Genomic DNA, 13155 nt, shown 5'->3' with positions numbered 1-13155 from the left:
GCTTCAATAGCCACTCTCGCCTTAAATGATGAATCAAATTTTCTACGCATCTTTTTCATTATTTTATCCTTGTTTAAGTTACTAAGTTTTAACTAAACAAGTGGTCTGAATTTGTAGAGGTATTATAAGGATCGTAAGCGCAGGAGAATTTTATATAGTCTCTACCAGGATTATTTCGACCAGGGCTTGTCATCGGTCTTCATCGCAAATCTGGTGAACGATGACTTGCAAAGCCCAGAATTGGTGTCGCCAGAAGACATTAAATATTGCAGGTTCTATTTCAATGGTAAAGTTAAAGTCCCCAAACGGCTCCCACCTGCACGGGCATCGCCTAGCGAGTCGTGCGAAAAGTCGGTTGCTTCCAATTCGCCTATCCAATGGTCAGATCCGGATGAGTTGGATGCTATTCAAAATCAAATTGTCAAATCTAAATTTTCTAAAGCATGAATCGTATCATTGAATTTACCCTCCAATCAAAGGGCGGGGTAGGTAAGAGCCTTCACACGTATTGCCGGGCTTTATCTGTTCCGGAAGAGCATTCACTTTTCGTAGATGTAGATAGCTCCACGCAGACTTCAACAAGGCAACTAAAATTTCTCGGCCCGGAAAGGCTAGAAACCATTTCACTCCTAGATGCACGTGATGTACTCGTGCGTGACAAGTTCCTGGGCTATATGGAAAGTCTCGCAGAAAGCAACTTTGAACGGATTTACATGGACTTCGGAGCGCCGGAATCTGAACAAATTCCAGCTCTCATACAGCGTGACATCCCTTTCAAAGAATTCTGCGATGAGTTGGGCTTTACGGTTGCATTTAACATCATAATTGGCGGTGGGGGAGCCTACAAAGCATCCGTGGATTACCTCCAAAAGCTTGTATCTGTCGTGGACAGTAAGTTTGAAACGGTTGTTTGGGAAAACGTCACCAGCTTTAATCAATTTCCCGCGCTCTCCAAGGAACTAGCTGCGAACTGCAAACGGATGGGATTGCGATACCGCCGGTTCGGAGATTTCGAGCCTTCGACTTTGCTAGGCGGTCAGGTATTAGACGGCATCAGAAAAGGCTTTGCGCTTACTGAATATACACCAGGCGCACGCATTAGGTTGAAGAAGGAACTTAACGAGAACTTCGGTCATGAGTAGCAATATCAAAGAGTTCGTAACGAAAATCAAGGGACAATTTTCTGCAAAGTATGGAATTGAGATGGATGATTGGTCCGCGATGGTAATGGCCGAAATAAGTGAGCGCTTTATGGTGCTCAATCACTCGGTGAAGAAGTCAGCTGATAAAATTGAGGAAGCAGCACGCAGCGTGAAGGGCAAAACTTATCAAGTCAGTTTCAACTCGTCGCAGGAGGCTTTTAAGCTAGGCCTAGGTTTGACGGCTCCTCTAGCAGGCATGGGTAGCCTGATCGCCGTGCTATTGTTCTGGTACAAGACAAGCACGGAGGAATATCAAACCATCAAGCACATCGCTCAATCTTATGAGAATGTGCGAGACTACCGAATTCTAATGCAAGAGGGTGAGGTTGTGAAACGTGAGGGGCAATATTGCCTTACACTTACATTGGCAAACAAGAATGCCGGCGACATTCTGATTGGCAAGGAATATGTATTTGAAGGTAAAACTAAGCGCATACTAATCCCGCTGGGCAGGCACTAATCGATATGGAGAAAAAGAAGTTTAGAAAAAAAGGAGGCCGTCCGCGATTGCCCGAGTATGAAAAGCGTATAAATGTGACGGTTATGCTTACTCCTACGGAAATAAAGCAGCTGCGAAGCGAATGTCAGGATTATGTAGATGTTTTTGGTGTGTTTTTGCGAGAGAAGTTGCTTGCTACGAAGACGGTGCGCTTATTGATGGCAGTCGATCCGGCAGTAAGATCCGAAATGACAAATCTGTTAAAGTTTAGCGGGGCATTGACAATGATAGCAAAGCGGCTTGAATACAATGCTTTGCTCAGCCAGGATTTCATTGATATGTCGGCCAACTTGAAGAAAATAGTCCGTCATGCCCGTTATAATATTAACGAGGTGGTGGTAAGTGAAGCAGTCGTTCCAAAGGTAACACGCTCTCTATCAAAGTTGATGCACGCAATTTCCTCTCATCAAGCAACAACGGTAACTTTGAAGGATGTCTCTCGTTGGCATGTGTACCTTTCCGAAATTGTGGCTGAACTGGAAGTGTTTTGTGCAAGTCAAGGCCTGGACATTGACTAATTGAAATGACGGGTAGTTGAAATAGGCCTCTTTATCCCACTTTGTTCTTCTATTAAAAGTGTTATTTGTGAATTACAGAATTGTACTAATTTTGTAATTCACAAATAACACTATGGAAGCGCTTTTTAGAAAATTCTTGCCTAAGCTACAACGCACATCAACCAAGTTCGTCCGTGATTTCATTCATCAGATCGACTGGGAGCGGAATAGATTGATTGGAATTAAAGGTGCTCGTGGTGCTGGGAAGACCACACTCGTACTGCAATATTTAAAGCAAACAGCGCTACCAACCGGCCAATCTTTATATGTCAGCCTGGACGACCTCTATTTTAGTGCGTATCGTCTTTATGACCTAGGTGAGGCCTTTGTTCGGACTGGTGGACAGCTCCTGGTTGTGGACGAGGTTCACCGTTATGCCAACTGGTCACAGGAGATCAAAAATCTTTACGACGACTTTCCTGAGTTACGAATCGTATTTACCGGTTCATCCATCATGCACTTGGAACGCAGCAAGGGCGATTTGAGTCGCCGGGCTGTAATGTATCATTTACACGGGCTTTCGTTCCGTGAATTTTTACAAATCCAACAGATTGCTTCGTGGCCTGCAGTGTCTTTACCAGATCTTTTGAACGATCACACGCAAGTAGCGCTAGATCTTACGCAGACAATCAAACCACTGGCGCACTGGAACGATTATCTGAAATATGGCTACTATCCTTACTTTTTGGAGAACAAAGACGTCTACGCGCAAAAACTGACTGAGACAATTCAGCTTAGTTTGGAGCTCGATTTACCAGCCGTTTACGGGATAAGTTATGCTTCTGTTGACAAGCTGAAACAATTGCTTGTCGTGCTTGCCGAGAGCGTTCCTATGAAACCAAACATCAGCAAGCTAAGTGAAACGCTGAATACTAGCCGGGCACTTGTAGTAGAGTACATGCATTATCTGGAAGAGCTAGGCGTACTGATGTTGTTACACAGGGACAGCTTTGGCATTACCAGATTGCAGAAACCTGAGAAGGTGTATCTAAGTCATCCGAACCTTCAATACGCATTACACCAGAGTCGCCCGGATATTGGAACATTGCGTGAAAGCTTTTTCCTGAGCCAGGTTCAGCCGCTGCATAAAGTTGAGTACACGGAGAAGGGAGACTTCAAATTGGATAGGAAGGTGACGGTTGAAGTGGGAGGGGCTAACAAAACCAGGCAACAACTCGCAGGTGTAGAGAATGCTTACGTAGCTGCTGATGGGCTTGAAGTGGGGTATGGTGATAAGATTCCGCTCTGGATGTTTGGGATGTTATATTGATTTTCCTGTTCTCTTCCTGTTTGGCATTGATATCGAACCACCGAGTTAAAATCGGTAGTTCGATCCTAATGCGCTTTATTGACGAATGTGCCTCGAAAAATTCAAGCCAATTCTATCCAACTCGACCAGATTCTAACTTTTTCAACCAAATTCAACCGTTTTCTATCTGATTCAAATTTTCGGCGTATTTTCTCAGTAGCAAGCTATGTTTTTCCATGGTCGAAATACTGCTTCGCATCTTTGACCATGGAAAAACGGCTTGCCCTTTAGGAGTCTATTCGCCGGAGGCTCATTGTTCCAGTAACTTAGAACCGTCATAGTCAGTTCGTCTCTGCACCTAATAATCGTCAAACTAACGAGCCTTGCTGCATATAGTTATCATATTCATGTTTTTGGTAACAATTGATCACCAGAATGGAGCTGGTCTGTGTGTGTTTTTTGCTAGCTTTGCGAATATTAGTCCTTCTGTTTGGTTGGATTTGAGTGCTGACGTCTTACAAAGACACAGTTTGTAGAGATTATGTATGTGACTGATATAAGCCAATTAGTATTTTTATCGATCTTAACACTTAATCCTCCTGAATTTACAGAAAATCGCAACGATGATAAAGCTACAATTAAGTTTCGCAATCGTAATTTGTGGTTTACTGTGAAAGGCATTATAATGTGATAATTCTAAAAGTCATTGTAGTATATAAAACCAAGTAATGTTAGCAGATATCTTAAAAGACTCAAACTATAAGTTGTCCCAATTTAGTGAGCTTCAAATACAGACACTCGAGAATGGTGTTATTTTACGTGCATCTCGGGATAAACTTGTTCCCTATGCCACTTGTGCCGTTAGAAAGCGTGAGGTAAAGCTTACACCGGAAGAGATAGTTAGGCAGTTATACGTCTTTGTATTGCGTGATGTCCATGGTTATCCAGTTGAACGGATGCAATTGGAATATCCTGTAAATTTTGGGCGGGAGATAAAAAGAGCAGACATTGTAGTTTTCGATAGAGATGAAACTGTTGCTCCTTATATGATCGTGGAGCTTAAAAAGCCCAAGTTGAAGGATGGAAAAGATCAACTAAAATCTTATTGCAATGCTACAGGAGCACCAATTGGAATCTGGTCAAATGGTGAGTCTATTTCGTTCTATCATCGCAAAGACCCAAATTATTTTGAAGATATTCCTGAGATCCCTCACGCAGGCCAAAAGCTCTCCGATATTCTGCAGGAACGATGGACCATAAGTGACTTAGTTGCAAAAGATAAATTGGTGACTGAACGAAAATCGTTGAAGGATCTAATTCTCGAGATGGAAGACGAGGTTTTGGCTAACGCTGGTGTGGATGTGTTTGAAGAACTGTTTAAACTAATCTTTACCAAGTTGTACGATGAAATGCAAAGTGGCCGAAATCGTGTAAGGCATTTAGAATTTCGAAACTACGGAGACACTGAAAGTGAGCTTAAATCTAAGATCCAGAGACTTTTTGAAAGAGCTAAAGATCTATGGCCAGGCGTATTTTTAGATGATGACAAAATAATGTTAACTGCGTCACATCTCTCAGTATGTGTTTCGAGTCTCCAAGACGTAAAACTATTCAATTCAAATTTGGAAGTTGTCGATGAAGCATTTGAATATTTGATTAATAAGAGTAGCAAGGGGGAGAAGGGACAATATTTTACGCCTAGGTATGTCATAGATATGTGTGTGAAGATGCTTAGTCCCAACTCATCGGAAACAATAATAGACACAGCAGCTGGTAGTTGCGGCTTCCCTGTTCACACAATTTTTCACGTTTGGGAACAAATCTTGAAAAGTAAGGGATTTGATCGCGGGCATTTATTTTCGCTTGAAGAAAAACCACAGGAATGTTTTGACTATGTTAATGATAAGGTTTTTGCAATTGATTTTGATGAAAAGGCAGTCCGAGTAGCAAGAACGCTTAACTTGATAGCAGGTGATGGACAGACTAACGTTCTTCATCTTAACACTCTGGACTATGAGCGATGGGAGGAGAGAACATCGGATGAAGATTGGATAGATACCTATAATGAGGGTTGGAAAAAACTTAAAAAGTTGCGGGTTGATCGCAACAGCAATCGAGATTTTAGTTTTGATGTCCTAATGGCAAATCCTCCGTTTGCGGGAGATATAAAAGAAGGACGAATCCTTTCAAAATATGAGCTAGGAAAGAACCCGCGGGGCGCTCTGCAGACTTCTGTCGGTCGCGATATACTTTTTATAGAGCGAAACTTAGATTTTCTCAAGCCCGGCGGGAGGATGGCAATTATTTTACCACAAGGAAGGCTTAATAATAGTAGCGACTTGCAAATCAGGAATTTCGTGTCTGACCATGGGCGAATTTTGGCGGTTGTAGGTTTACACTCAAACGTCTTTAAGCCGCATACCGGAACGAAGACATCGGTGCTATTCATACAAAAATGGGATCCGATACTATGTCCAAAAGTGGATGACTATCCAATCTTTTTTGCTACGATGCAGGAACCTAGTAAGGATAGCGGCGGAAAGAAGATTTATGTCAAAAGGCGAGATTACCCTGAGGTTAGGACAAATCATGTTGTTTCGGAAGGGATTGCTTCTGAGCAATTAGACCATTATAACACCGAGCCTGTTGATTTGGATGAATATTTGTTAGATAAACATGGCCATTTAATTGTAAAGCATGACTTATTCAATCACGACGGATTAACTCAGGACGGGATAGCTGAGGCGTTTCACGAATTTGCAAAGCGCGAGAAATTAAGTTTTTTTTGAACCGCCCCTTCGATGAAGCAAAGTTTGAGGCTTTATTGAAGGGGCTAGATCGTGTCTCAATTGTATCCCTTTCGGATTTGGAGACTAAGAAAAGACGAATTGATTCTGAATTTTATCATCCATCGTTTCTCCGACTACAAAATAAGATCGACAATTTATCTCCGACCCGAGTTGTTGATTTGGGTGTTCAACTGGACTGTAGTGCTTTCTATCCATCTATTACAGGTGACTATAACTTCGAGAAGAGCGGTGTGCCTTTTCTTCGAGTTAATGAAATTCAAGATGGGCTAGTTACGCTAACAGATAAGACAGCATTTCTACCAGAGAAGGTGTTGGAGGACAATAAGACAACAATCGCTTCGGCAAAGCCCTTTGACATTGTTATAGCAAAAGGAGGGAACACGCTTGCTAAACTCGGGTTGATCACTGAGGAATATCCTACGTTCGCGTTGAGTAGAGATCTGTTACTACTTCAAACGTCTCAAATGCGAAATTGTAATAAGTATTTTCTTTGGGTCTTTCTGCACTCCCGCTATGGTCAGTCTCTACTTTGGAGAACTGCTAGCCAAACGGGGCAACCCCATTTGACGCTTGCGGCTATTGGCGACATCGGTCTGCCAAGATTTTCAGGGGAATTTGAGGGAGTTTTCGAGGCTATATATCAAAAATCTCAGCGATGTGTTGCAAGATCTAAGCAACTTTTCGCTGAATCCGGCGACCTACTTGTTAACGAGCTAAATTTCATTGAAGTTTCACGATCAATTGGTTCGAAAAAAGTTATCGAATTATCCAGCTCATTTGCAATAAGTGGACGCTTGGATGCGGAATATTACCAGCCACGTTACGACTATTATAGACAGGTAGTTGAGAATTACCCTAATGGCTGGTCGAAAATATCAGACGTCTGCTCGCTAAACGAGAGCAACTTTACGCCAGACGAAGATACAATGTATAAGTACATTGAACTTTCTGATGTTGGCAAGTATGGAGAAATAGGCCAAATTTTGGTTGAACAAGGAAGAAATCTTCCAGGTAGAGCAAGACGCAGAGTTGTTGAAGGTGAAGTTTTGATATCCTCGATTGAAGGCTCATTAGAGAGTTGCGCCATTATCGATGCCGAACACAACGGGTCAGTCTGCTCTAATGGTTTCTTTGTCTTAAGATCCGAGCGGATAAATTCAGAAACATTACTTGTGTTGTTTAAATCTAAATTTATGCAAGGCCTGTTAAAACAATGTTGTACAGGAACCATATTGACGGCAATCAACAAGGCTGACTTTGTGAATATTCCTGTTCCGATTATTGGACAGGATGTTCAAGAATCGATATCTGTGAAAGTGAAAGATAGTCTGAGTTGGAGGCAAACTGGTAAGACCTTACTCGAAATCGCAAAAACTTCCGTGGAAATAGCAATTGACACAAATGAACAGACAGCTTGGCAATTTTTGAAAGATCAAAATGTGTTAGATGAATCACAAAGTTTGCATTAGGAAAATCGGATATTCGAATAGCTAAACTTCTTTAAGGTATATTATTATTTGCATCTGCTTGGGATCAACCATCTTTTTGAAAACATATGATATCGATACAAGTTCCACTAAACCATGATGATGAGGTTGATATTGAATTTGAGAAAGACTTGCCGATAGAAGAGACTTCTTTACCCCAAGTTCAAAATTGGAAGAGTGTTTCAAATCCTTATGGAGTGATAATAACTTTTCAAGCGTTACTTGATAAGATTGTTGATATCCAATTTTCTGGCAATTTTTTTACCGTGCCTGAGATGGTTGAGGTCGCAAAAAATTTATTGGTTGACAGAATTGAACAAAAGCTTCAAGAGGTTTTGGCTGCCTATGATTCTGGCGTTGAATATACGGGAGAAGCCAGCGGCATTGTTCCCCTAGCTGCCCCGAAACCGTATGACCCTGATAAAATTAAAGTTCGTCAGGACAAATTTTCAGTAGAATATATAGTAAACAAATTTATTGGAAGAGGAATACTGGACCTAAACCCTGATTTTCAGCGAAAATTTGTCTGGGACAAGAAACGACAGTCAAATCTTATAGAATCATTGATGTTAGGTATTCCCATACCGACGTTTTATTTAGCAGAGGGTAACGACGGCACCTTTCATGTAATTGACGGTCTTCAGCGGCTGAGCACTCTTAGAGACTTTTTGAATAACGAGTTTTCTCTACGAAATCTTGAACACTTGTCGGACTACGACAACTGTTATTTTTCGAAGGACAACAGAAGTGTGAAGAAAGTCCTGGATATGAAGATGGCCACTAGAATTGAAACTGCCCAGCTCCATTTCAATATCATTGAAGCTGCATCTCCATCTGAGGTTAAATATGATATATTTACGCGATTAAACACCGGGGGGCAGCCACTCAACAACCAGGAGGTTAGAAATTGTTTAGCCCGACAAAATGTTAGAGAGTTTCTAACGAGATGTGGCCAGTCAAAACACTTCAAGGAAGCCACTGGTGGCAGTATTAAAGATAAACGAATGGAGGATCAGGAGATGGTCCTTCGATTCGCTGGATTTTACTTGCAAAAACAGGGCGAAGTAGAGTATAGTGGTGACATGAATCCATTCCTTAATGAGGTTCTTGACCTTTTGAATGAAAAGGCTGAGACATATTTAACTCAAATCGAGAGCAGATTTGTACAAGCAATGCAAAATGCTTTTCATCTGTTTGGAGAGGCGTGTTTCCGTAAATGTATTCCAAGTGATCTAGTTTCATCCGGTCGAAAGCCTTATATCAACAAATCGATGTTTGTTGTTTGGTCTGTCGCCTTGTCGGAAATACCAACCTCTCACTTGATCTCTAGTGTTGAATTTGGATCATTCACTAAAATAGTTGCTAATAAAATGGTGAATTTCGGAAAGAGTGACACGGGACAGGAAATTCAACGCTTTAGTGATTATTACTGGCTATTTACGTCTGGCACTTCAGATCGTAAAAGTTTGGTGGCTGCCTCCAACATTACTAATACGATAATTTCTGACAATCTGGTTGCATTCTTATGAAAATTGATAGAATTGAATTCTCGAATTTTAAAGGGTTGACTAATCATACAATTTCTTCCAGCAAGATGACGCTATTAGTTGGAGGAAACTCACAGGGTAAATCGTCCACTATTCAAGGGCTTCTTTTAATAAGAAGCATAGTTGAAAATATTCGTTCTAAAAATCTTCTAGGCAATGAAGCAAAACTGCGTATACCTCTTAATGGCCCATATCTGCTAAATTTAGGATCGGCGAGGGACGTGATTTCTTGGGAGACTGGACGTTCCTTCTGTATCAAATTATCTAGCCAAGTCGAAACATTGTCATTTTTGTTTTCTGCCTCGAACTTGGAAGACGATAATTTTTTCATTGATGTTGTTTCGCCGCCACTTGATAAATGTGTACTTAATATCGTCGCAGATGATTTTTATTATCTATGTGCAGAGAGACTTGGACCTAGAAATCGATATGATATAAATGAAGATCCCAATTACCTTCATTGTGGATATCATGGTGAATTTGCTATCGACATATTAGCTCGTCTTGGTGATGAACCAGATTATATTTCGGAATCGAAGTTTTTTAATGGGCATGCATTACCTGGTCAGCAGACATTAAGAAAGCATCTTGAGAAATGGCTTAGTTTCATAGTACCTAATACTAATCTGGGCACTGTAAAGATTTTCGGAGGTGTTAAGATCGCGTCAATAAATTATAATACTTTTTTCTCAGCTCCTAATGTCGGTTTTGGTGTTTCTTATGTCTTGCCAATTATTATTACGGGACTGATCGCTCGCTGTGGGTCAATTTTTATTGTTGAGAATCCTGAGGCACATCTTCATCCCAAGGGGCAATCAAATGTTGGTTATTTCCTTGGATGCATGGCTATAAGTGGTGTTCAAGTCATTATTGAGACTCATAGTGAGCATGTTGTAAATGGTGTTCGTATAGCATTTTTAGAACATAAGCGAGCTGCCGAAAATGTACTAATTAACTTTTACGCATGTAAAGACGAGCTTCTGGAAGTTTTCGAAATTAACCTCAGTGATAAAGGCGATTTATCAGACTTTCCCTCTGACTTTTTCGATCAAGGCCAACAGGATTTGTTAAAGATTTTTAGAATGGGGAGATAATCTTGTATGGGAAATTTAATTCTATATCCAGAGAGTTTTGAATTCGCAGGGTCGGGTGAATCGAATCTGTTCGCTTTATACCATTTTTTAGAAGCAGGCAAGCACGCGAGGGAACAGAAAGATGTCATTCATAGCACAGCTTTTTTGTACGAAATGAGATTTGCCTGGGGGCAATTTGCTACGGATTTTGCTTTTGCTACATGGGCTCAAGTGACATCAAATCCAAGATTGGCGTGGATGACGCAGACAATCTTTCAATCACTTGTTTCTTTTTTCTATCAAAATCCATCCGGAAGATCCGATTTCGCAAACATAGAGTCATTTCTTGAGGAAATTTCAGGCGACAATGCAGGCCTTATTGGATGCTCTTCCGAAGTACGTCGAGATGATTTCGTTTTCGATCTCGCAAGTTGGCATTCTTGGAAGATTAAATTTTTTCGTGAGAATCCTATCAGATTTATTTGGAAAGCCGCAGATGATGATTTTTTACCAAATCAGGAATTCTCACAAGGTATTTTGCTTTCAGAAATATCTCGACACAAAAAGGATGCTGAGATGGCTCGTGATTACAACAACGTTGTTGGTTTGGCTTTTCATGAATTGATAATGAGACATAAAGGCCATGATATTTCCGCGTATGCAGTAGAGATTGGCGGAAAGGTTGCAGAGGCTAACTATTACAAGTATGAGGAGCAGATGTCTTCTAAGGAGCGTGAGTTATGCGGGGCAGCTCGAAAGATTTTTAGTTTTATCGATCGTCATGGAAGGGCAATATACATTTCAATAGATCATGCGCATGGCATGTTTGAGTATCATGATTCGGCAGGGAGACACGTTGGTGAATATAAGTTCGATGGGACCTACAATTCTGGTCCTGAGGATTCACATAATTTAAAATGCCTCTCATAGCCCACTAGGGTTAGTGGGCTGCAGGTCTATTTTATACTTTATTGTTTTCTGCTATTACAAAGCAAATTTCTAGTACAGCACATATCTCACTTTGCAGGAAATGTCTTTGATATGCGATGGTTTGACAACGAAACTATTTGGAATTTCCGAACAGTTTAACAACGGGCGACAGGTTGATCTAGAAGGGCGGACGACCATGAAGAATCGTTCGACTGAATTTTAAACAAAAATCAATAAATTTTCAACTTTTGTATCCATTTTGTACCTGAGTGCATTTAACTGATTGTTATTCAGGATGAAATAGGTAATGTATCGGAAAATAAGCAAGCAAGGCAACTGCAGGTACCTGTATACAAGGCATTCTGAAACAGATACCTGATTGCTATTTGCTGCATTCCAAAGTGCGCGACAAGAATGACCTGATCGTTTTGTTTTCTGAGCGGATCAAGTCATTAATACACTTTATGCATCCCATTGTGACCTTGATTGACAATAGCAACATTGGTCTGCTCTGGCTGAGCATTGATGAAATCAACATTCCGATCTTGCAGGGTATCTGCTCGCAGATTGCAATTGCGATAGGCAACATGATGGCCAACAAAGACATTCCGCGCCGTCGGGCCGAGCAGCAGCTCATGCTCAGATTTTCAAACGACATTACCGGTGTTAAATCCAAATCCGACCTGGATCATGTGATATCGACTGTTTTACATGGACAGTTTCAAACCCGGATTGCCGTCTTGTACCCGTTGGCGGAAGACCGGGTTACGCTGCGGCCATACCTCTTCGACCGGCAGTTCATGAACAATCAGAATGACAGAAGGGCATTGGTATAATTCCTGCATTACATATCCGGTGTCTTTCCTTTCCTGTACGTTTAGTGTTGTAGCCCGGAAGTGCGTTGTCGGTGCGTCATCCGCAAAGAATATCTGAGGAAAAAGGAAAAAGCGTTCATTCTGTTTCCGTAAAAAAAAGTTCGTTTTGGAAACGGTGCAAAATCCTGCTGGATAGGTAAAAACAGGTTAACGGTCATCCGATTTCCGCAGCATACAGTTGAATGATCAAATCCGCCCGGTTTAGTTTTTAATCAGATGCAGCGATGTCAGCAGTGCTCTGGAACGGAAATTGATACATCTGAAGCATTCATCAACATTTAAATACCATGAGGAAAATAACAACAGTAATCACAGCATTGATCTTGACAGCAGGTGGAACGGTTTACGCACAAAGTACCACCAATCAGTCCAGCCAGAGCCAAGGAACAAGCACCACAACCCAGCAGGGGAACACAGAAACACAAAACAGCACTACCAACAACGCCATCAATCCTTCGGGACAGCGTAACAATGGCTGGAGTAATGCCGGCCAGGCAACACAAAGCAGCACGCAGAACCCTTCGGATACGGTCAATAACCGTACTACGAATAATGCCATCAATCCGACAGGACAGCAGAATGGTAGCCCGTTCAGTACCAATCCGGCAACGCAGAGCAACAGCAATGCACAGGGTAGCACCACCACCGGTAATACCGCTACCAGCACCGAAATGAATTCAGCACAAAGTAACCTGAATGAAAACGCGGGTAGCGGCAGCACAGAGAAATCCGATATGTCGGATACCAAATCAAAGAAGAAACGGAAAAACAAAAAAGACAATTCCGATTCCAATTGACCTTGAAGATTCGTGATAAAAATGGTGTAAAAAGCCGCTTCGGACGCCGGAGCGGTTTTTTAGTGGAAATGCAGGAGTGAGAAGAAACAAACTGGGAATGAATGTAGACCTGTCGTCTGATTCCAGCAT

Annotated in this window: 11 protein-coding genes; all 11 read left to right on the top strand. The window is 41.5% G+C overall.

From position 1 onward, the window contains the following. Positions 1-443: 443 nt before the first annotated feature. Positions 444-1142, top strand: a complete 699-nt coding sequence (locus FEM33_RS25250; RefSeq protein WP_139014741.1) for a P-loop NTPase family protein — start codon at positions 444-446, stop codon at positions 1140-1142. Then, positions 1135-1662: a hypothetical protein gene (locus FEM33_RS25245; RefSeq protein ID WP_139014740.1), complete on the top strand. Its 528-nt coding sequence runs from the start codon at positions 1135-1137 to the stop codon at positions 1660-1662. Before FEM33_RS25250 ends, FEM33_RS25245 begins: the two co-directional genes overlap by 8 nt. A 5-nt stretch (positions 1663-1667) precedes the next feature. Further along, positions 1668-2219, top strand: a complete 552-nt coding sequence (locus tag FEM33_RS25240) for a hypothetical protein (protein WP_139014739.1) — start codon at positions 1668-1670, stop codon at positions 2217-2219. 112 nt (positions 2220-2331) lie between these two features. Beyond that, positions 2332-3528: an ATP-binding protein gene (locus tag FEM33_RS25235; protein WP_139014738.1), complete on the top strand. Its 1197-nt coding sequence runs from the start codon at positions 2332-2334 to the stop codon at positions 3526-3528. Between the two features lie 707 nt (positions 3529-4235). Further along, positions 4236-6296, top strand: coding sequence for a type I restriction-modification system subunit M (locus tag FEM33_RS25230; protein ID WP_139014737.1), 2061 nt, complete (start codon positions 4236-4238; stop codon positions 6294-6296). Beyond that, on the top strand, positions 6293-7786 hold the full coding sequence (locus tag FEM33_RS25225) for a restriction endonuclease subunit S domain-containing protein (RefSeq protein ID WP_139014736.1): 1494 nt from the start codon (positions 6293-6295) through the stop codon (positions 7784-7786). The genes FEM33_RS25230 and FEM33_RS25225 overlap by 4 nt, the downstream gene beginning before the upstream one ends. A gap of 86 nt (positions 7787-7872) precedes the next feature. Continuing rightward, the gene (locus FEM33_RS25220; protein ID WP_139014735.1) at positions 7873-9333 is read left to right on the top strand and encodes a DUF262 domain-containing protein; all 1461 of its coding nucleotides are present in this window, start codon (positions 7873-7875) and stop codon (positions 9331-9333) included. After that, positions 9330-10445 carry an AAA family ATPase gene (locus tag FEM33_RS25215; protein ID WP_139014734.1) on the top strand — a complete coding sequence of 372 codons (1116 nt, stop codon included), beginning with the start codon at positions 9330-9332 and terminating at the stop codon, positions 10443-10445. Before FEM33_RS25220 ends, FEM33_RS25215 begins: the two co-directional genes overlap by 4 nt. Positions 10446-10451: 6 nt before the next feature. Next, a complete protein-coding gene (locus FEM33_RS25210) occupies positions 10452-11354 on the top strand; it encodes a hypothetical protein (RefSeq protein ID WP_139014733.1) in 903 nt (300 codons plus the stop codon). Positions 11355-11740: 386 nt separating this feature from the next. Then, positions 11741-12190, top strand: a complete 450-nt coding sequence (locus tag FEM33_RS25205) for a hypothetical protein (RefSeq protein WP_201747841.1) — start codon at positions 11741-11743, stop codon at positions 12188-12190. A gap of 326 nt (positions 12191-12516) precedes the next feature. Continuing rightward, positions 12517-13026, top strand: coding sequence for a hypothetical protein (locus FEM33_RS25200; protein WP_139014732.1), 510 nt, complete (start codon positions 12517-12519; stop codon positions 13024-13026). Positions 13027-13155: the final 129 nt, after the last annotated feature.

The sequence above is a fragment of the Dyadobacter flavalbus genome, from assembly GCF_006149045.1.
Classification (GTDB): Bacteria; Bacteroidota; Bacteroidia; order Cytophagales; family Spirosomataceae; genus Dyadobacter; species Dyadobacter flavalbus.
Note: the sequence above shows the minus strand (reverse complement) of the source record. Positions and strands in the feature narration are given on the sequence as shown.

Coding starts and splice junctions, on each gene's coding strand:
- FEM33_RS25245 (WP_139014740.1), top strand. CDS start 1,135: ATGAGTAGCAATATCAAAGAGTTCGTAACGAAAATCAAGGGACAATTT.
- FEM33_RS25235 (WP_139014738.1), top strand. CDS start 2,332: ATGGAAGCGCTTTTTAGAAAATTCTTGCCTAAGCTACAACGCACATCA.
- FEM33_RS25250 (WP_139014741.1), top strand. CDS start 444: ATGAATCGTATCATTGAATTTACCCTCCAATCAAAGGGCGGGGTAGGT.
- FEM33_RS25230 (WP_139014737.1), top strand. CDS start 4,236: ATGTTAGCAGATATCTTAAAAGACTCAAACTATAAGTTGTCCCAATTT.
- FEM33_RS25200 (WP_139014732.1), top strand. CDS start 12,517: ATGAGGAAAATAACAACAGTAATCACAGCATTGATCTTGACAGCAGGT.
- FEM33_RS25215 (WP_139014734.1), top strand. CDS start 9,330: ATGAAAATTGATAGAATTGAATTCTCGAATTTTAAAGGGTTGACTAAT.
- FEM33_RS25220 (WP_139014735.1), top strand. CDS start 7,873: ATGATATCGATACAAGTTCCACTAAACCATGATGATGAGGTTGATATT.
- FEM33_RS25210 (WP_139014733.1), top strand. CDS start 10,452: ATGGGAAATTTAATTCTATATCCAGAGAGTTTTGAATTCGCAGGGTCG.
- FEM33_RS25240 (WP_139014739.1), top strand. CDS start 1,668: ATGGAGAAAAAGAAGTTTAGAAAAAAAGGAGGCCGTCCGCGATTGCCC.